Annotated in this window: 19 protein-coding genes and 4 pseudogenes; 14 read left to right on the top strand and 9 right to left on the bottom strand. The window is 69.5% G+C overall.

Annotation, left to right across the window (positions count from 1 at the left end; translation table 11 throughout):
* The first annotated feature begins 26 nt into the window (after positions 1 to 26).
* From AB0C35_RS26220 to AB0C35_RS26175, 10 genes and pseudogenes are all read left to right on the top strand, one after another.
* The gene (locus tag AB0C35_RS26220) at positions 27 to 419 is read left to right on the top strand and encodes an STAS domain-containing protein (RefSeq protein ID WP_358460774.1); all 393 of its coding nucleotides are present in this window, start codon (positions 27 to 29) and stop codon (positions 417 to 419) included.
* A 28-nt stretch (positions 420 to 447) separates the two neighbouring features.
* Positions 448 to 987, top strand: a complete 540-nt coding sequence (locus tag AB0C35_RS26215; protein WP_358460771.1) for a flavodoxin domain-containing protein — start codon at positions 448 to 450, stop codon at positions 985 to 987.
* A 133-nt stretch (positions 988 to 1,120) separates the two neighbouring features.
* Positions 1,121 to 2,488 carry a wax ester/triacylglycerol synthase family O-acyltransferase gene (locus AB0C35_RS26210; RefSeq protein ID WP_358460768.1) on the top strand — a complete coding sequence of 456 codons (1,368 nt, stop codon included), beginning with the start codon at positions 1,121 to 1,123 and terminating at the stop codon, positions 2,486 to 2,488.
* A gap of 131 nt (positions 2,489 to 2,619) precedes the next feature.
* Complete coding sequence (locus AB0C35_RS26205) at positions 2,620 to 2,853, top strand: hypothetical protein (RefSeq protein ID WP_358460765.1); 234 nt, start codon at positions 2,620 to 2,622, stop codon at positions 2,851 to 2,853.
* Positions 2,850 to 3,134, top strand: coding sequence for a hypothetical protein (locus AB0C35_RS26200; protein WP_358460763.1), 285 nt, complete (start codon positions 2,850 to 2,852; stop codon positions 3,132 to 3,134). The genes AB0C35_RS26205 and AB0C35_RS26200 overlap by 4 nt, the downstream gene beginning before the upstream one ends.
* A gap of 431 nt (positions 3,135 to 3,565) precedes the next feature.
* A complete protein-coding gene (locus AB0C35_RS26195) occupies positions 3,566 to 3,790 on the top strand; it encodes a hypothetical protein (protein WP_358460760.1) in 225 nt (74 codons plus the stop codon).
* Positions 3,791 to 3,811: 21 nt separating this feature from the next.
* Positions 3,812 to 4,663 carry a universal stress protein gene (locus AB0C35_RS26190; protein ID WP_358460757.1) on the top strand — a complete coding sequence of 284 codons (852 nt, stop codon included), beginning with the start codon at positions 3,812 to 3,814 and terminating at the stop codon, positions 4,661 to 4,663.
* A gap of 150 nt (positions 4,664 to 4,813) precedes the next feature.
* Positions 4,814 to 5,071, top strand: a pseudogene (locus AB0C35_RS26185) (amino acid permease); the annotation flags it as partial.
* Positions 5,072 to 5,165: 94 nt separating this feature from the next.
* Positions 5,166 to 6,256: pseudogene (locus AB0C35_RS26180) on the top strand (arginine deiminase).
* A 188-nt stretch (positions 6,257 to 6,444) separates the two neighbouring features.
* Positions 6,445 to 6,897 (top strand): pyridoxamine 5'-phosphate oxidase family protein, encoded by a 453-nt coding sequence (locus tag AB0C35_RS26175; RefSeq protein ID WP_358460754.1) that lies wholly within the window; start codon positions 6,445 to 6,447, stop codon positions 6,895 to 6,897.
* Between the two features lie 37 nt (positions 6,898 to 6,934).
* Here AB0C35_RS26175 and AB0C35_RS26170 read toward each other — a convergent pair whose 3' ends face one another.
* The 3 genes from AB0C35_RS26170 to AB0C35_RS26160 form a co-directional block, all read right to left on the bottom strand.
* Positions 6,935 to 7,402: a cyclic nucleotide-binding domain-containing protein gene (locus AB0C35_RS26170; protein ID WP_358460751.1), complete on the bottom strand. Its 468-nt coding sequence runs from the start codon at positions 7,400 to 7,402 to the stop codon at positions 6,935 to 6,937.
* A gap of 117 nt (positions 7,403 to 7,519) precedes the next feature.
* The gene (locus AB0C35_RS26165) at positions 7,520 to 8,365 is read right to left on the bottom strand and encodes a universal stress protein (protein WP_358460748.1); all 846 of its coding nucleotides are present in this window, start codon (positions 8,363 to 8,365) and stop codon (positions 7,520 to 7,522) included.
* A gap of 96 nt (positions 8,366 to 8,461) precedes the next feature.
* Entirely contained in the window at positions 8,462 to 8,875 is a 414-nt protein-coding gene (locus AB0C35_RS26160; protein WP_358460745.1) for an OsmC family protein, read from the bottom strand.
* 241 nt (positions 8,876 to 9,116) lie between these two features.
* Here AB0C35_RS26160 and AB0C35_RS26155 point away from each other — a divergent pair, with 241 nt between their 5' ends.
* Genes AB0C35_RS26155 through AB0C35_RS26145 form a run of 3 tightly spaced genes read left to right on the top strand, consistent with a single transcriptional unit; the run spans position 9,117 to position 11,767 of the window.
* Positions 9,117 to 9,560, top strand: coding sequence for a universal stress protein (locus AB0C35_RS26155; RefSeq protein ID WP_358460742.1), 444 nt, complete (start codon positions 9,117 to 9,119; stop codon positions 9,558 to 9,560).
* Between the two features lie 27 nt (positions 9,561 to 9,587).
* A complete protein-coding gene (locus tag AB0C35_RS26150; RefSeq protein WP_358460739.1) occupies positions 9,588 to 10,274 on the top strand; it encodes a CBS domain-containing protein in 687 nt (228 codons plus the stop codon).
* A gap of 5 nt (positions 10,275 to 10,279) precedes the next feature.
* Positions 10,280 to 11,767, top strand: coding sequence for an AAA family ATPase (locus AB0C35_RS26145; protein WP_358460724.1), 1,488 nt, complete (start codon positions 10,280 to 10,282; stop codon positions 11,765 to 11,767).
* Here AB0C35_RS26145 and AB0C35_RS26140 read toward each other — a convergent pair.
* Entirely contained in the window at positions 11,700 to 12,290 is a 591-nt protein-coding gene (locus tag AB0C35_RS26140; protein WP_358460703.1) for a group II intron maturase-specific domain-containing protein, read from the bottom strand. The genes AB0C35_RS26145 and AB0C35_RS26140 overlap by 68 nt on opposite strands.
* Positions 12,241 to 12,711: a reverse transcriptase domain-containing protein gene (locus AB0C35_RS26135; RefSeq protein ID WP_358460699.1), complete on the bottom strand. Its 471-nt coding sequence runs from the start codon at positions 12,709 to 12,711 to the stop codon at positions 12,241 to 12,243. The genes AB0C35_RS26140 and AB0C35_RS26135 overlap by 50 nt, the downstream gene beginning before the upstream one ends.
* A 660-nt stretch (positions 12,712 to 13,371) precedes the next feature.
* On the opposite strand from AB0C35_RS26135, the pseudogene AB0C35_RS26130 reads away from it, so the two are divergent.
* A pseudogene (locus AB0C35_RS26130) lies at positions 13,372 to 14,856 on the top strand (ISL3 family transposase); the annotation flags it as partial.
* 32 nt (positions 14,857 to 14,888) lie between these two features.
* Here AB0C35_RS26130 and AB0C35_RS26125 read toward each other — a convergent pair.
* From AB0C35_RS26125 to AB0C35_RS26110, 4 genes and pseudogenes are all read right to left on the bottom strand, one after another.
* Positions 14,889 to 15,290: a hypothetical protein gene (locus AB0C35_RS26125; RefSeq protein ID WP_358460937.1), complete on the bottom strand. Its 402-nt coding sequence runs from the start codon at positions 15,288 to 15,290 to the stop codon at positions 14,889 to 14,891.
* 94 nt (positions 15,291 to 15,384) lie between these two features.
* Positions 15,385 to 17,727: a tyrosine-type recombinase/integrase gene (locus AB0C35_RS26120; protein WP_358460934.1), complete on the bottom strand. Its 2,343-nt coding sequence runs from the start codon at positions 17,725 to 17,727 to the stop codon at positions 15,385 to 15,387.
* The gene (locus tag AB0C35_RS26115) at positions 17,724 to 18,215 is read right to left on the bottom strand and encodes a site-specific integrase (protein ID WP_358460931.1); all 492 of its coding nucleotides are present in this window, start codon (positions 18,213 to 18,215) and stop codon (positions 17,724 to 17,726) included. The genes AB0C35_RS26120 and AB0C35_RS26115 overlap by 4 nt, the downstream gene beginning before the upstream one ends.
* A pseudogene (locus AB0C35_RS26110) lies at positions 18,103 to 18,489 on the bottom strand (site-specific integrase); the annotation flags it as partial. The pseudogene AB0C35_RS26110 and the gene AB0C35_RS26115, both read right to left, overlap by 113 nt.
* Positions 18,490 to 18,881 lie beyond the last annotated feature (392 nt).

Below are 18,881 nucleotides of genomic sequence, written 5' to 3'. Positions count from 1 at the left end.
GCAAGAGCCCACGGGGAGGAACCGTCATGGGCGCCACCCGGCAGAACGAGTTCGATCAGCTCAGATTCTCGATCAAGAACAATGACGGAGGCGGTCCGCCACGTGCGATCGTCTCCGGCGAGCTGGACATCGCGTCGGCCGCCGCGTTCGGCGGCGAGCTGGCCGTACTGATCAATGAGCGGGGTCCGGACGTCGTGATCGACGTCTCGGCCCTGACCTTCTGCGACGCACGCGGCCTGGCGGCGTTCGTCGCCGCCGACAAGCTGGCCCGCCGCCACGGCGGTGCGGTGACGCTGACCGGTGTCCGTCCGCAGATGGCGAAGATCCTGCGGATCAGCGGTCTCCACCGCAGGTTCCCCTCCGCGCGACCGCCGGCTGAACGACCTTTCGTCGGCGGTCGGCTTCGGCCGGTGAGGTAGGCCCATCTTCGCGTCCGGAGGTGAGGACATGACGATCCTGGTCGGATACGCGACCGCGCATGGGTCCACCCGCAGCATCGCCGAGCGGATCGGCGCGGTGCTGGCCGAACACGGCATCGGCGCCGACGTCCGCCCCATGGACGAGGTGAAGGACGCCGCCGGATACGAGGGATTCGTGCTCGGCAGCGCCGTCCACAGCCACGCATGGCTGGCCGAGGCAGGCGACTTCGTCGCAGGCCAGCACGGCGTTCTGGCCGGTCGCCCGGTATGGCTGTTCAGCGTGGGGATGCCCGCCGCACTCCGCGGCCCTTGGCGCGGTTTCGGCCCCAAGGAGGAGACCGTGCTGGCGGACCAGCTTCATGCGAGGGTCGACGCCCGCGAACACCGGCTCTTCTCGGGTGTCTTCCAGCGCGAGCACGTGTCCTTCGCCGGACACCTGGTCTGCAGGGCGCTGGGAGTGCGCTACGGCGACTACCGGAACTGGGCGGAGATCGAGGCCTGGGCTTCGACCGTCGCCGACGAACTTTCACCCAGCGGGTCAACCCCCCTGGCGAGGCCGGCCGTCTGAGTCGCTGCGCCGGTCCCGCGCCGCTCGCGGGGACCTTTGTCCCCCGGTCGCGGGGCGAACGCCGCTGGGACGGCGATCCGCGCCGGGGTTGCCTCGAAGCGAGACCTCACGCAGGGGGTGCATGATGCAGCGGATGAACGCGCTGGACGCGGGGATGTTCTTCGCCGAGAACGACACCACACCGCTTCAGATCGGGACGGTGACCGTTTTCGAGGGTCCCGCACCCGACTACCCGGACCTCGTGCGGGAGATCTTCGACAGGCTCCGGCTCGCGCCGCGCTGCCGGCAGCGTGTGCGGACCGTCCCGTTCCACCTCGCGCACCCGGTCTGGGTGGACGATCAGCACTTCGCGATGAACGACCACGTCCTGCATGCGGCCGCTCCGCCTCCCGGCGGGCCGGAGGAGTTGTGCGAGCTGGCGGGCCGCATCCTGGGCCCGCCGCTGAACCTCGCCCGTTCGCCGTGGGAGGTGTGGCTTGTCGACGGGCTGGAGGGCGGCCGCTGGGCGATGATCTCGAAGGTGCACCACTGCATGGTGGACGGGCTGGCCGGCATCGACCTGCTGGCCGTGCTCCTGGACACCGATCCCGGCTGGACGCCCGCGGAGCCCCGGGTGTGGACGCCCGAACCCGAACCGCCCGCCGCCACCGTCCTGCGCGACGGCATCGCGGACACGCTGAAGGCCTTCGGACGGCAAGCCAGTCGACTGTTCCTGCCCGCCCTGCGCGACACGGTCACCGCTGTGGGCGCGGTGCCCGGCTACGCGACGCGGCTCATGGGCTCCGGCGCGTCCTCGCTCAACGGCCCGACAGGACAACGCCGGCGCTGGACCCGGACGTACGCCGGGATGGACGAAATCGACCGGATCAGGCGCACATTCGGAGGGTCGGTCAACGACGTGGCCTTGGCCGCCGCGGCCCGCGGGTTCCGCGACCTTCTGGAGACTCGCGGCGTCATGGACGAGGACTCGATCGTCCGGGCGATGGTGCCGGTCTCCGTCCGGTCGGCCGGCGAGCGCGGGGTTCCGTCGAACCGGGTCTCGGCGGTGCCGGTGGACCTGCCGTGCGGAGAATCCGACCCGCTCCGGCGCCTGCACCTCATCCGGGAGCAGATGGACGGCTTGAAGAGCCGTAACCGGGCCGCCGGCCTGGACGCCTTCGTCAAGCTCGCCGGCGCCGCACCCGGCCTGCTGGCCGCGGCCGCCCACACCGCGCTGAGGTTGCGCCAGCCGCTGATCCACACGATCGTCACCAATGTCCCGGGCCCGCCGTTCCCGCTGTACGTGATGGGACGCAGGATGCTGGAGATCGATCCCTACATACCGATCACTGCCGGACTGCGCATCTCGATCGGCATCGTGTCCTATGACGGCGCCTTGTGGTTCGGGCTCACCGGCGACCACGACGCCGTCCCCGACCTGGAGACCCTTTGCACGGGGATCCGCGACGGCATCGACGAACTCCTCAAGGAAGCCGCACCTGCCGCACCGCCCACCACCTGAACCAGCGGGGGCGCCGCCTCCGGCCAAAGGACCGAACGGCCCGGCCGGACGGCGGCGGGGTCGCGATCGCAACCGGCGCGGAGACCGAGCCCGGTGAGGTCCACTGGCCGGTCGGTGCCGCGGAGACTCTGGTGACGCCGCTGACGCGCAAGCTCGCCGAGTTCAGCAAGATCCTGACCGTCGGCATCCTCGCGCTGGCCGCGGTCGTCTTCGCCGTGGGTGGCCGGCCTCGTGGTGGCCGCGGACAAGCGGCTGCGACGGCAACGGCCATGACACGACGGGAAGAAGGTGCGGCAGTGACCGCCCGACAGAACCACACGATCACCACGAGAGGCACACCTCGGTGCCCCGCCCATCGCGCATGACCGTCGTTATCCGCGACGACCACAAGGCGCGCAGAGGGTACGAGGTGACCGCACCCGCCCGGCTGATGCGCACCTGGCGTTTGCTCACCGCCGTGAACGAGGAACTGCACGTCGACGGCGCCGGTGACGCAGGCGCCCGCCGGGCGGCCAGGATGTTCAACCTCCTGCGGCAGGAGGTGGTCCACTCGATCTCGCCGTCCCTGGCCGAGGAGATGCACGAGCTGCTCCCATCACTCGACGGGTACCGGGCAGGGCGCGTGCCGTACCCACCGCGTGACTGACCGATCCGAGTCCGTGCTCTGGCCCGCCGCGATCAGCCTGGCGGCCGCCTGTCCACGCTCCAGTACCCCCGCACCGGCACGTCGGGGGCCTCCTTGCGGACAGCCGTCATAGCCGACAACGACACAAGTGATCGGTCTGCGTTCATGTCTTCTCCACCTCGTCCTAGCGTTCTCCACCGGTTCGTTCACCATCAGCCTTGACTCCACAGCCGCCTCCCGACGAGGGGCATCGGTCCAGAACAAAAGGGGCCTTCGGCTTCAGAGAGCACGGGGACGTCCGGCAGCGCGGGCAGGCGCCTGGGCCTGGGGCGGGCCGTACGGCGACGGGCGGCGTGACGAAAGTCCCTACGCGCCGCGTGGTCGGGCAACTGACGCTGGAATCGGCACCGTGTCCGTCATCGGGCGGCACACCGACCCAAAGGAGCTTCGCGATGGCGAAGCAGATCACCATCACCGGCCCCCCTGTTCTGGCGTTGGAGCACCGTGTCGCGGTCCTGGAGCAGCAGGTCGCCGCGCTGACCGAGGCGGCCCGCCTGCTGGCAGCCGCCCTGGAGGGCACCCCCCTGGACGCCCCCGGCGACGGCACGACGCCGACGGCGCGCCGGGCGCATGAGCTGCTCCTCCTGCCGCCGCTGGCGTCCGATGCCCCTCACTGACACCCCTCAGAGGAGAAGCACATGTCCACGCAACGAACGACGGTCCTCGTCGGAGTCGACGGGTCCGCCTCGTCCGGACGCGCCATCGGCTGGGCCGCGGATGAGGCCGCACTCTCTGGCAAGACCCTGCGCATCCTCCACGTCGTGGAGACCCCCGCCCTGGACATCCCGGGACACACCACCGACGGCATCGCCGAGGCGCTCGTGGAGTCGGGAGACCAGATCTTGCGAGACGGGCGGGCCCTCGCCCTGCAGCGGCGGTCGGAGCTTCGCGTAGAGACCATGCTCGTCCATGACCGGAGTGTGGCGGCGGGCTTGCGGCGGTACGCCGACGAGGCCGGTGAGGTCGTGGTCGGCCATCGCGGGCGGGGCGGGTTCGCCTCGCTGCTGCTGGGCTCCACGGGGCTGCGCCTGGCCGGGCATTTCCCCGGCCCGGTGGTTGTGGTCCGTGGACCGGTCGACGGCACTCCGGGCGAGGTCGTGGTGGGCATGGACCTGGTCGAGGACCCGGCGCCGGCGCTCGACCACGCCTTCGCCGTCGCCTCCGCCCGTGATGCCCGGCTGCGTGTCCTGTACGCGTGGCCTCCCTCGCCCCTGGCCATCGAGACGCGAGTGGAGTGGCCGATCGCGGCCGACATGTTCCGAAGCCGCATGGCCGAGTCCCTGGCGCCGTGGCGGGAGCGGTACCCGGGCGTCAAGATCGTCGAGGACGTCGTCATCGGCCATCCGGTCGAGAAGCTCGCCCTGGCCTCACAGAGCGCCGACCTGGTCGTCGTGGGGTCCCGGGGACGATCGATCCCGCTCGGGTCGGTGAGCCACGGCGTGATCCACCATGCCCGCTGCCCCGTCGCCGTCGTCCGCCCCTACGACTGACGCCGCGCGCGCCGGGCCGAGGAACGACGGCCGGTGCGGAACGGGACCTTTGTCCACCGATCCGGAGGCCGAAGCCCGGCGCCCGGCCCGGGTCCGCAGTGATCAGGTCGAAGGGCGGCGATCGAGCCGCCGAGGAGAAGGAGGCGCAACATGAGCGCTCAACCGGCCCGCCGGAGGTTGGGGCTGTGGATGGCCACGGCCCTGGTGGTGGGCAACATGATCGGGTCGGGCGTGTTCCTGCTGCCCAGCGCGCTGGCCGCGTTCGGGCCGATCAGCCTCGTCGCCTGGGTGTTCACCGCGGCCGGGGCGATCCTGCTGGCTCTGGTGTTCGCCCGCCTGGCCCGCGCTTACCCCCGCACGGGCGGCCCCTACGCCTACGCGCGGCGGGCTTTCGGCGACTTCGTCGGATTCCAGACCGCGACGCCTACGCCTCCCTCGCCGAACTGGTCCTGCTGGCCACCGACCCGCCCCGGCCAACAAGGACGACCTGCTTTTCGACGAGGTGCTGTGGGCCAGACGCGCCCGCTGGGAACACGACGTGTTCGCCGACACCCTCCGCGAACGCGGCGTCCACGTCCACTACCTCGCCGACCTGCTCGCCGAGACTCTCAAGATCGACCGAGCCCGCGCACAGATCCTCGACCACACCGCTTCCCAGACCGCCCTTGGCCCCACCCTGGCCGCACCCGTCCGTTCCGAGCTGGACGACATGGATTCGACCACGCTCACCCGCCACCTCATCGGCGGGCTCACCAAGGCCGAACTCGGCCTGCCCGCCCACAGCCTGCTGCTGTCCTCGCTGGACGGCGGCGACTTCGTCCTGCCGCCACTGCCCAACCACCTGTTCACCCGCGACCCATCCGCCTGGATCCACAAGGGCGTCACCCTGCATCCGATGGCCAAACCCGCGCGACGCCGCGAAACCGAGCCATCTACCGGCACCACCCGCTGTTCACCGGCCAGAACATCCCGGTCTGGTATCCCGGCGGCGACTTCCCGCTGCCCACCCTCGAAGGCGGCGACATCCACGTCCTCAGTGACGGCCTGATCTTGGCGGGGATGACCGAACGCACCACCCCGCAGGCCATCGAGTTGCTCGCCCAGCGGTTGTTCACCGCCGGCGCGGCACAGCGCGTCATCGCCGTCCAGCTCCCCCGGCGGCGCGCCTTCATGCACCTGGACACCGTCCTGACGATGGTCGACCACGACAGCTTCACCGTCTACCCCGAACTGCCGCCGTTGCGGTCCTACACCCTCACTCCTGGCCACGACCACGGCCGTGAGGTTCGCGTTGACGAGAACCAGGCGTTGTTCCCCGCGATCGCCCGCGCCCTCGGACTACCCCGCGTGCACGTCCTGACCGCCGAACAGGACATCCGCGCCGCCGAACGCGAGCAATGGGACGACGGCAACAACGTCCTGGCCGTCGAACCCGGCGTCGTCATCGCCTACGAACGCAACGTCACCACCAACACCATGCTCCGCCACCACGGCATCGAAGTCATCACCATTCCCGGCGGAGAGCTCGGACGCGGCCGGGGCGGTCCCCGCTGCATGAGCTGCCCCCTCCAACGCGACGAGGTGATCCCTTGAAAACCTGCTGCACACCGGCGACCTGATCTCACCGTCCAGAAGCATCTCGGGTATCCGCAACGCCCGCAGCAATTGAAGGAGGCGGCCGATCCAAAGGCGCTCAGGTCAGGCCGCCAACCGGCCGCCAGCTGCCTGCCGCCCAGGCCGTCCTCGTCGATGGGCGTAGGGGGCGCTGGTGAAATGGGGTTATGGACACCGAACTGCAACCGCTCGACCCCGACACCTGCCTGGACCTGCTACGTAGCGTCACGGTCGGACGGATCGCATGGGCCGAGGACGACGGGACCGTCACCCTCCTGCCGGTCAACTTCGTCATGGACGGCGACACGCTCGTCTTCGCCACCGCGCCCGGCGCCAAGCTCGACGCGGTCCGGGGCGGCCGCCCGCTCACGTTCGAGGCCGACGACCTCGAACCGGCCCTGCGCACCGCCTGGAGCGTCCTGGTGACCGGATCGTCCGAGGTCGTCACCGGCCCGGCCGAGACCGCGCGGCTCCAGAGGCTCCCTCTTTCGCCGTGGATCCGCTCGGCCGGGGTGTTCTTCGTGCGGTTGACCCCGCGTACGATCACCGGCCGGCGCATCCCTCTCCACCCTGGCGGCGTGACCACCGAGTATGTCGACCCGCCAGGCGGCCGCGACTGACCCGATGCCCCCAACCCCGCTCAGCCGGAGCAGAGCCTCATCCGGGCAGCCCTGAGGTTCCGGAGGACAGTTCGGCCAGCCGTGTCTGGGTGGCCTCCAGACGGTCGACGACCAGTTCGGCGAAACGACGTGTCAGCACGTAGCCGAGTGACGGGTCGACCGCGCAGAGCGTCCGGACCAGCCGCCCGTCGAACTCGATCGCCCGGACCGGCGTGGTCGCAACGCCTCCGAACCTCCACTGGTACGGGCGGAACAACCACGACCATCCCAGCACCGAGCCTGGGCCGAACGTCTCGATGACCACTGAACTCTGGCCGGACATGTGCAGTTCCAGGGCCACGGTCCCGTCCTGGACGAGCCAGAAGCGTTCCGCCGGCTCCTCCTCGATGAAGATGCGCCGCCCCGCCGGGAAGTCGGTGAACCGGGCCGCCTTCGCGAGCTTGCTCAGGTCGGCTTTCCTCATGCCGCTCAAGAACGGCATACGCGCGAGATCCGCGGCGCTCACGCTACTCACCTGACTCACACCCCTTCCAACGACCGTGCTCCCACAACTGAGCCGACGGCTCGCCGACCCGGCGCGCACGCGACTCGACCCAGCGACCACGACGACGGTTTCAGCCGGTCATCCGGCTGGGTTCGGGACGACGGCGACCGTGCACGGGACGTGCGTCAGCAGCGCGTCGCTCGTCGCCCCAAGGGTCAGCCTCTCGACGACGCCGGTGCCGCGGGCGCCCACCACCATCAAGGTGGCGTCCTGAGCGGCCTCGAACAGCGCCTCGCGCGGCGACTTCAGCACCAGCGAGGTCATGGCCTGAACGTGGGGATACTTCACCAGCCACGGCGCGACCGCCCGCTCCAGCACGGCCCCGCAGACATGGCGCAGCCTGTCCTCATCACCGAACAGGGAGAGGTCCCCGTCGGGAGCCGCTCCGGGTTCCCAGCAGCCGTACACCGCCCGCAGCCGCCAGCCGCGCAGGGCCGCCTCCTCGAAGGCAAGGGCCAGGGCCGCGTCGGCGCCCGCCGAGCCGTCCACGCCCACGACGATGAGACCGTCTCGCGTGGCGGCCGACCGCACGACCATGGCCGGACGGTCCGTTCTGGCCGGCACCTGAAGCGCCGCCGACCCCACAGGCATCTCGTCGGGAGCGTGGGAGCCGACCACGATCATGTCGGCGTCCCGTCCCTGGTGCACCAGCGCGGCATAGGCGCTGCCACTCTCCAGCCGCTTGCGCACCTTCAGGCCGGGGGCCAGGTCCCGCGCCAGCGCCACACCGTGGTCGAGCAGGTGCTCGGCCATCCGTTGGACGATGGCCGCGCCCTCGTGGTCTATGTGGCTGACGGGGAAGGGCCAGCGCCAGACATGGCACACCGTCAATGGCAGCCGCCTCAGCCGGGCCTCTTCGATCGCCCACCGCAGAGCCCTCTCGCTCTCAATGGTTCCGTCGTAACCGACGACCACATGGCTCATGACGTCCTCCTCTTGTGGTCACGCTTCCATCCCATCGCCCAGGGGAGCCGGCCCACAGGGCCGAACGGCCCCTGAGCGAGGGACCTCCGCCGCGGATCAAGCGGCTGCGACCTGTGGTTCCAGGTGCACGCCGATGCGTGGCGGGTCGAGGATGGAGTTGTGGACCGTGCAGCCCGCGACGGCCGCGCGCAGTCCCGCAGCGTCCTCGTCCGACAGCCGGATGGGGGGACGCAGCTGCAGCTCGACATGCGACACCCGGGCCGGGACGCCCGCGCTCATGGTGAAGCCGGCGGTGACCTCCAACCCGTGCGCGGGAAGACTGCGCCGCACCAGGTACCGCCGTGCGTAGTGCGCCGCGCAGGCGGCCAGAGACGCCACGAACAATTCGACCGGTGTCGGCCCGGCGTCCATCCCACCCGCCGAATACGGCTGGTCCGCATGGATCACGTGGTCCCGGACGAGCACGGCGAAGGCGTCGCCTTCGCGGTGAAGGACCGTTATCTCACCCATCGGTTCACCCCTTCTGCCTTCGGGTTTCCGTCCTATTTTCAGTGTCGGCGACACCGTTTCCGCAGGTAAGAGCCAAAGGTCCCCTAACAGAAGGCGAGGCGTCACCATGCGGAGGACGCTCCACTCGCGAGCTTGCGCGACAGTCCGCGATCGGGCCGAAGGTCCCGGCCGGGAGGGACGCTCGGCACTCCCCCGCCGACGGCCCGGGCGGGATGGTGGAGGTGACTCAAGGAGGTCACCGATGTGGGTCTTGCCCGAACACCGCTCCGTCGCCGTCGGCGTCGACGGATCCCCCAACTCGATGGCCGCGCTGCGCCGCGCCGCCCGCGAGGCCCTCGACCGCCACGCGCGGCTGGACGTCGTCCGCGTCCTCAAGCCGGGCGACGCCCCTGCGGCCGGCCCACTGCGAACCGCCGCTGAGTGGCTGCGGCTGCGCCGCCTGGTCGCCCACGCGATACCGCGCACCCAGCACCTCACCACCCGCCTACGCGTCATCCACGGTGAACCGGGCACGACACTGGCCAAGGCCGCCGCGCACGCCGAACTGCTCGTGATCGGCGCCCGGGCGCACTCCGAGCACGGCAACCCGCTCGGCGGCGACACCGTTCCAGTGGTGCGCGAGCACGCACGATGCGGCGTCGTGATCTGCGCGGACCACACCGCCGCGTCCAGCGAGAACCACTGACCCCGTCGCAGGTCCGGGAGGAAAGCCATGCAACGCCTGACGGTCGAAGACGTCATGACCAGGAACGTCGTGACGGTGACCGAGGACACTCCGTTCGCCGAGATCGCCGCGGCGATGGTGGAACACCGCATCAGCGCGATCCCCGTCGTGGACGGCGGCGGCCGGCTCACCGGCATCGTCACCGAGGCCGACCTTCTGCGTAAGCAGGAGTACAAGGGCGACGCCGGGCCGCGACGGCACCGGCTGCGGCGGCACGCCCAGGTCGAGGCCAAGGCCGGGGCCGTCGACGCCCTCGGGCTCATGAGCGCCCCGGCCATCACCGTTGCGCCGCACACCGCCATCGCCGAAGCCGCCCGGTTGTCGAACGCCCACGGCTTCAAGGCCATGCCCGTCGTCACGAAAAGCGGCCGTCTGGCCGGCATTGTGGCCCGCTGCGACCTGCTACGCGTGTTCCACCGCTCCGACGCCGACATCCGAGACGAGATCATCCGAGACGTCTTGATCAGCAAGCTCTGGCAGGACCCCGCTGAACTGCACGTCCGCGTCCAAGCAGGCGTCGTCCACCTCACCGGGCGTGTCGAGCAGAAGAGCCTCATCCCGATCGTCGCGCGGTTGACCGCCGCCACCGAGGGCGTCGTCGACGTCGTCCACGACATCGGATACGACTACGACGACACCCACCCCACCCACCCCACCCACTACCCGAGAGCGTGAAGCCAGTGGACAGCGCCGCCGTCGCCGAGACCCACATCGGCGTGGTCTTCTTCATCGGTGACCGTGCCTACAAGCTCAAGAAGCCGGTGGACCTGGGGTTCCTGGACTTCAGCACGCGTGAGCTGCGCGAACAGGCCTGCCACCAGGAGGTCCGGCTGAACCGGCGGTTCGCCCCCGACGTGTATCTGGGCGTCGCCGATGTGCACGGACCCGACGGCGGCGTCTGCGACCACCTCGTGGTGATGCGTCGCATGCCCGCCGACCGGCGCCTGTCCACCCTGGTCGAGAACGGCGCACCGGTCGAGGACGCGCTCCGCGACGTCGCCCGGACCCTGGCCGCCTGGCATGCCCGGGCACCGCGGAGCCCCGACATCTCCGCCCAGGAGACCCGCGACGCCGTTCAGGGCCGCTGGCGCGACAGCTTTGACCAGGTGAGACCCTTTCACGGCCGCGTCCTTGACTCCGAGGCCGCCGCAGAGACCGAAGACCTCGCGATCGAGTTCCTCGCCGGACGCAAGCCGCTGTTCGACACGCGCATCGCCGACGGCCGCGTGATCGACGGCCACGGCGACCTGCTCGCCGGCGACATCTTCTGCCTGGACGACGGCCCGCGCATCCTGGACTGCCTGGAGTTCGACGACAGACTCCGCCGGCTGGACGGCCTCGACGACGCCTCGTTCCTGGCCATGGACCTCGAACGCCTCGGCGCTCCGGGTCTGGCCGAACGTTTCACGACTTGGTATGCCGAGTTCGCCGCCGACCCGGCCCCGCCGTCACTGCGCCACCACTACGTCGCCTACCGGGCATTCGTCCGCGCCAAGGTCGCCTGCCTGCGCCACGCACAGGGCAACCCGGACGCCGCCGCCGACGCACGCGCCTACAGCACCATCGCGCTCCGCCATCTGCGCGCCGGGCAGGTCAACCTGATCCTGGTGGGAGGACTGCCCGCCACCGGCAAGACGTCTCTGGCCGGCGCGCTGGCCGACAAACTGGGCTGCTCGCTGCTCAGCAGCGACCGGATCCGCAAGGAACTCGCCGGGCTCGCTCCACTCGACTCCGCCGCCGCCCCCTACGGCACCGGCATCTACACCCCTGAATGGGACCAGCGCACCTACCGCGAACTCGCCGACCGCGCCGTGAAACTGCTCCGGCTGGGTGAAACGGTCATCGTGGACGCCTCGTGGACCTCCAAGGAGCACCGCAATCTCCTGGCCGCGACGGCCGACCAGGAACACGCGCGTCTGTCGTCCCTGCGGTGCGAGGCCCCCGGAACGCTCACCGCCGAGCGGATCCGGACCCGTGCGCGCGGCGCCTCCGACGCCGATGCCGACATCGCCGCCGCCATGCGCGCGAACGCGGCACCGTGGCCCGAAGCGACCACGATCGACACCAGCGCAGCCCTGGCCGACGCCGTCGAACAGGGACTCACCGCCGTCCGCCCCCACGGCCCCGAACACGTCTGGCCCCGCCGCCCGTTCCTCTCCCCCGACTGACGAACACGCGGCTCCCTGCGAGCATGACGCAGTGCCGAGAAGCGGTCCCGATGCCGCCGTGCAGCCCAGCCGGCGGCATCCACACGTGATGGACCATCGACTTCTGGTCGCGCAGAGCGGCGGCCAGGAGTTCTTGTGCATGCAGCGGATGGCCAGCCCCGAGCATTAGCTTGGGGCTGGCCTGGCGGATCAGCACCGAGCTGGAATGGGAGCAGTACTGCACACCATCGCCGAGACCGGCCGGTAGTTGCCGCAGGCCCGCTATGGCGCGCCGCGCCTGCCGATACGAAGAACAGGCCATCCACCCGCGGATGAACGCGTTGAGCTTGTCGATCCTGCAGGGCATCGACACGCTCCACCTCAGGCTGGTCAGCTCCCGGATACGGCCCTTGAGGCGTTCGACCGCCTTCGGATCGACCCGGATGCCCACCCCGGAGCGGGTGAAGTCGAATCCAAAGCCCGGCAGCGTCGCCTCACGCGCGTGCCAGACCGAGGACTTCGCCCGGTTCACCTTGAGTTTCAACCGCCCTCGACCACGGCCGTGACCGAATCGAGGACCCGGTGAGCGGCTCGCCTGCTGCGCACGAAGACACGGATGTCATCGGCGTAATGCGCGAACCGGTGACCGCGCGCCCATCGACCATCACCCCGGCTTCCAGCGCCCGGATGAGCTTGAGGACCCTGCGGTCAGTGACCTTGCGCGCCACCCACGCCATGAGCACGTAGAAGTCGACCCGATCGAAGAACCGTTCAAGATCGACATCCACGACCCGGCGGTGCCCGTCGGCGATGGCCCGCCGCGCGACCTTGACCGCCTGATGAGCGGACCGGGCCCGGACGGAACCCGAACGACGAACCCGAAACCCCGGATCGAAGATCGGCGTGAGCACCTGCGCGATGGCCTGCTGGACCAGCCGGTCCAGCACAGTGGGCACCCCCAGCATGCGTTCACCACGCCCCCGGGCTTGGGGATCACCACCCGGCGGACCGGCGACGGCCGGTACGTACCCGCGTCCAAAGCCTCCCGGACACCCGCCCAATGCTCCCGCAGCCACGGACGAAGTTCGTCCGCGGTCATGCCGTCCACACCAGGCGCTCCCTTGTCGGCCTCGAAACGCCTCAACGCCCCGGACAGGTTGGCCGGTGACAGCATCCGCTCCCACAACGACTCCTCCAGCTCCGAGATCACGGTGTCCTCAAGGCGCGCCGACCTGCCGCTACGCTCCGCACCGGTACTCACCGGTACTCACCGGGATTCACCGGGATTCACCGGCCCCTCCCAGCGGCGGGCTCGCCTCACGCGGGATGGCTGCGATCAAAGCGACCGGCACGAGCAACCCGATTCTTCCGCTCCACTCGACGTTCGGCCTTTCCCGGCTGATTGTCCGTTCCCCTCACCGGTACCACGGCCTCTGCTGACTTCTGCCAGGTCAGGCCCCGACCTCACAGCCCGGACCCGTCGGCGCGGCGACAACGACAGCACAACCGACTGACGGCGGCCATGGAAGGCTGGCTCTGACCCACTTTGCGTGATGGGGCGAGCCGGAGGGTCACGATTTGGGTGTTCTCGTCGGTAGTGGGGATCTTGATCGTGAGCATGGCCGGTGTCGATCACGGAGCTGCTGACGGTCCTGTTTCCTCATCTCGCTGGTGTGTGCGTCGAGCGTGTGTCACTGGTGGGTCGATCCATACGGATACGCGCCAGGACGCAGACCCCCGAGGCAACCTGCCCGGGGTGCGGGTCCAGAGCGACAAGCGTGCACAGCTACTACGGACGGCGGCTCTCCGATTCGCCGGTCGCGGGTCAGGAGACGCAGCTCCACCTGCAGGTTCGCCGGTTCTTCTGTCGTAACGACGAGTGCGGAAAGAAGACGTTCGCCGAGCAGGTGCCGGGGCTGACCGTGCGGCACGGCCGTCGCAGCACCGGGCTGCGTGAGGCGTTGCGGCAGATCGCGCTGGCGCTGGGCGGTCGGGCGGGCGAGCGCCTGGCAGGACGCCTGGCCGCTGCAGTGGGTCGATCGACCCTATTACGCCTGATCAGAGGCATGGCCGACCCGCAGCCACCGACACCGCGCGTGCTGGGGGTCGATGATTTCGCCTGGCGCCGGGGCGCGGCCTACGGAACTGTATTGGTCGATGTGGAGACCCGCCGTCCGGTCGATCTTCTGCCGGACCGGTCCGCCGAATCGGTCGCTGCCTGGCTGGACGCCCATCCTGGCGTCGAGGTGATCTGCCGGGACCGGGCCGGCTGCTACGCCGAGGGCACGCGGCGCGGCGCGCCGCTGGCGATCCAGGTTGCTGATCGCTGGCACCTGCTTCACAACCTGACCGCCGCCGTCGAACGTGTCGTTGCCCGTCACCGCGGCAGCCTGCGCGAACCTGACAAGGAACCGGACCCGCCGGTCGCCGGCTCCGGTGAAGGGGAACAGAGCCCGGGAGCCGCCCGAACTCGTGCCCGTCATGCCGAGGTCCACCAGGCGGTGCGGCGCGGCCTGACCATCACCGAGATCAGCCGGGACCTGCGTCTGGATCGTAAGACGATACGTCGATACGTCAACGCGACCACCGCCGAGGAACTGCTGGGCGAGGGCCGCAGTCCCCGAAAAGCCCTTCTCGACCAGCATCTTCCCTACCTGCACCAGCGTTGGGACGAAGGCTGTCGCAGCACCAACCAGCTGCTGGAGGAACTGCGCACTCGCGGCTATCGCGGCAGCATGCGGACCCTACGTCGGGTCACCGCTCAGCTGCGTACGCACACCGCTCGCCTGACCCCGCCGCCGGCACCGAAGGTCCGCGAGGTCACCGGCTGGATCGTCACGCCTCCCGACAAGCTCACCGACAACGACCGTGAAACGTTGCAGAAGATCAGCGATCGGTGCCCGGAGATCGCCGTCGCCACCGAGCTCACCCAGCAGTTCGCCGAGATGCTCGTTCAGCTCCGCGGCAAGGACCTCGACGAGTGGGCCAACTGGGCGGAAACCAGCCCCGTCCGCGAGCTGCGCGGCTTCGCCGCAGGCCTGCGCCGCGACTGGGAGGCCGTCAAAGCCGGGCTCACCCTTCCTTACAGCTCAGGACCGGTCGAAGGCAACGTCAACCGGATCATTATGTGGAATCTGATCTGTCAAGCCAGCCGGTGCTTGACCAGCATGTTGGTCCACTCGCGTTGCTCGGCGGTGTCGGGGACGGGGAGTCCTCTGGCGCGATGGATGTGGTTCCAGGCCGAATCTGGGTGGGTGGCGTTGAGGATCAGGAGGGATGCGGCGAGCAGGGAGGCGCGCCCGATGCCGAAGCGGCAGTGGGTGACGATGTGTGCGCCGCTCTGCAACTGCTGGGCGAGCTGCTGCAGGGCGGGTAGAACGGCCGCGAGGTCGGGGACATCGCGGTCGGGGATGGAGATCGCCACGAAGCGCAGACCTGCTTGCTGGGCGGTCAGGGGCTCGGCGGTGAGGCCGGTCTCATCGAGTTCGGTCGGCGTGAGGGCGCAGACCAGAACATCGACGCCTTCGGTTTTCAGAGCGGTCATCTCGTCGTCCAGCCAGTCTCCGCCTCGGGGTTTGGCCATGGTGCTCAGCCGTCCAGGGCCGCGGCGGTCGATGGTGTAGAGGATGGGGCGCATGTCAGCAGCACTTTCGTTCGGGTCGGCCGGTGGGCGACTCGACGATCAGCGGCAGTGATCTGCCGGGTTCGGCGCGAAGCTCGCGGGGAGTCGGGCCGACGGGAGTGGCGACGTCTGCGAGGCGTTCAAGGAGCTGGTCGAGGGCGGTTTGGCCGTCGTCAACGGCGGCGCGTTCGTCGTCGGTGAGCGGGATGCTCACCAGCATGCGCTGCAGGTTGTCCTTGGCCTCAAGCAGTTGGGCCTTCGTCGAGTCCTTGGGAGTATAGAAGTCGCACTTGGCGCAGGCCATCCGGTGCTGGCACTGCTCGAAGAAGGTGTAGGAGCACAGGCCGTGGCCGAGGTCGTAGTACTGCCACGGCTCCCCAGCTGTTGCCTGGCCGGAGGTGACGGCGTCCCGGTCGAGGAGGACCTCGATGGTGCGGACGTTGCGGGCGAAATACCCGGCGTCGTCGTAGGCCTTGTTCAGCGTCGTGGGGGTGATCTTGGCGTAGAAGGTCGTGGACTGAGGCGAGCGGTGTCCGAGCCAGGCTTGCAGCTCGAACAGCGTCATTGGTTCCTTGGCGTTGTAGAGCTGGGAGGCGATGGTGGAGCGGGCCCGGTGGCTGGTGATGTTCCCGCGAACGTCGGCGGCCGGGACACCGGCCTTGCGGCAGAGCAGCGGGATGACGGTGCCGTTGATGTAGGTCGACGGGACACGTCGGGCCCGGAAGGCGAACAAGAAGTCCACTTGCTCGCCGGTCCGGCGGTCGACCATCTGCGGCTGGGTTGGTCGAACCGCCTGCCATGCCTCGATAGCCTCGCCCATGAGCGCGTCGACGGGCTTGGTGAACGCGGTGCCGGTCTTGTGGGTGGGGACATCCAGCAGGCAGACCGCGTCGCGGGCCAAGACCTCGGTGTCGTCGCCGCTGATGGTCTGCCCGTCGTGCTGCCAGCGGATGCAGCCCGCCCGCAGGCGGGTGATCTCGTTGCTGCGCTGGCCGCTGAACAGCCAGGTCAGCGTTACCGCGCGGACCAGCTCCACCGGGTAGAAGAATCCGGCGCGGGTCAGTGGAAGGTCGGTGGCTTCAAGGTTCAGTCCGGCCCACAGGAGCTTCGCCCAGATGTCGTCGGCTATCACCCTCGGGTGGGGCCCGAGCAGGGCGCCGATGCTGCGCGGGGTGGCCAGGGCGCGCTCGGGAGCGAACCGGCGGGGCAGCCACTCCCACTCCTGGCAGTCCCGGAAGAACGTTCGAGCCGCGGCGATCCGGCCGGCCTTCGTCGGCGCCTGAAGAGGTTGGCCGATCCGGTCCTTGAGACCGACGGTCCGCTGGGTGTAGTCGCCGACGTTCATCCGGTCCAACGCCCCGATCCAGGCCGCGCAGGTCTGCCGGGTCCAGCTGGCCGGATCGGCCGCCTCAGGCTGCTCGGCGGCGGCCCACCGCCCGATGTTGAGCAGGTTGGCCCGGACGTTGCCGCGGGTCTTGGGCGTCAGGGTCGAGGTGGCGTGCCAGCGGTCCACCCAGTCCGTCCAGACCGCTGGGGCGCCCCCTGCTCGAGGCGTTTTGCTTCCGCCATTGGCCAAGACGGGCGGTTCACAGAAGCCCAGAGCGGCCACCGCGCGTTGAACGGCGTGCAGGGTGTTGAGACGCAGATCGCCCAGCAGCCGCTCGCTGCGGATCCGATCGAACAACTCGGTCCCGAGATTCTCGGTGTGTGGGCTGCGGTTGAGTAGGAACAGCTGGCAGACCACCATCGGCAGGAGTTGGTCGTCCCCGCGGCCGAGCCGGTAGCCCCACTGGTCCAGGACGGCCCGGATAGCTTCGATCTCGCCGTTCACCCGGTCACGTCCGAAGATCCGCCAGGCCAGTGTGAGGCGTTGGAAGCCGCCCAGCCGATGGAACTCGTTGAACCCACCAAGGAGATAGGCGAGCGAGGACACATAGGGGCGGACCGCGTCATCGGCCCAGGTAGGGGCCGAGCGACGGAATCCTGCCTGATCCTCGCCGATCACCTCCGCCCATTCCTGCATGCTCCAGCCCCAGTACGAGCGTCCAACCTGGGCGCAGCGCAGCAGGATCACCGCCGTCGCATCGGCCATCGCCCGTCTGCGGTGGCTGGTGGGCGGCGAGTCCAGGCTGGCGTTGGCCGCCTCCAACGGGCGCAGCAGCCGCCTGATCACCGCCCACCCCGGAGCGGCGGGATCGTGACGGTGAAGCCGCCGCAGGTTCTCCACTCCGAGCTCGTTGATGGCTTCGGCCTCGACGACCCGGACAAGAGCCAGGGTGTCGTAGCGATCAGCGATGATCGGCCAGCACCACCGCCCCTCACCAGCAGCTTCAAGATCCTCCAACCTCGTGGCGGTCATCGGGCCGTCTCCGCTGCGATCGTGCTGGAGGCGGTGAGCATCCGTACTCGCCAAGCGTGGATGTGCTCCATGCCGGTGGCGAGCTTGTCGGCCAGGTCCCGGCCAGACAGATGAATGTAGGCGAGGGTGGACTCGGTGCTCCGATGGCCGGCGAACGTCGCGATCGCGTGCAGCTCCCACCCCATCCGGGCCAGATCGGTCAGGCACAGATGCCGGGTGGTGTGCGTGGAGAACTGAGGAACCCCAGCGTCCAACGCGACCTTGCGGACCACTTTCGACCAGGTCCACAAGCTCAGCGGCTGGGCGTGGTTGCGCCGCGACTCCGACAGGAACAACGGCCCCCGGGCCCCGGCTGATTGACGCCCGATGAGCCAGATACCCCGACAACAGCACCCCGGTCGCCGCCGAGTACGGCACCACCCGTTCCAGCCGGTTCTTGGTGGTCTCGGCCCGCACCCGCAACGTCCGCAGTGCCGGATCCAGATCATCGGTGCGCAGCGAGCACAACTCCTCTCGGCGCAACGCCGCGTCATAGGCCAGCGCGAGCATCACCCGGTTACGGATCGTCTCGTCGCGGGCGACGTCCAGGACGTCCGCCCACTGCCGCTCACTGGGGATCCACGGCAGCTTGGTCAGCCGCGGTACCAGGCCTCGCTGCTGACCGCCGAACCTCCTGCCCGGCGTGTACCTACCGCGCCCGACCGGGTTGGACTCCCGCAGGCCCTCCTCGATCAAGAAGTCGTAGAACAGCCGAACCGGCACCAGCCGTTGCTGGATCGTGGCGTTCGACAGCCCAGCACCCGAATCCAGCGACACCACATTCGCCCCACGCCGACTCGGCCGCGAGGTCAACTCCCGCACGAACACCGCGACATGCGACCGGCCCGCTCCGACGGGGTCGACGCCCTCGCGGTCGCACACCTCCAAATACTCGGCCAGCCCACGCGCGTACGCATCAACAGTCCGCGGCGCCCGCCCCAGATCAATCCAGATGTGCAGCCACTCGGCCGCCCGCCCATGCCGCCCCAGAACCGGCCACTTCTCCTCCAGCACCACCGCGCCCAACACTGCCCCTCAAGTCCGTGGGTGAGACCGAAGAGACCATGATCGTCTCCACGGCTGATTCCACGTAACTTGTAAGATGATCAAGCGGC

It is taken from the genome of Spirillospora sp. NPDC048819, assembly GCF_040650055.1.
In the GTDB taxonomy this organism is placed as follows: domain Bacteria; phylum Actinomycetota; class Actinomycetes; order Streptosporangiales; family Streptosporangiaceae; genus Spirillospora.
Note: the sequence above shows the minus strand (reverse complement) of the source record. Positions and strands in the feature narration are given on the sequence as shown.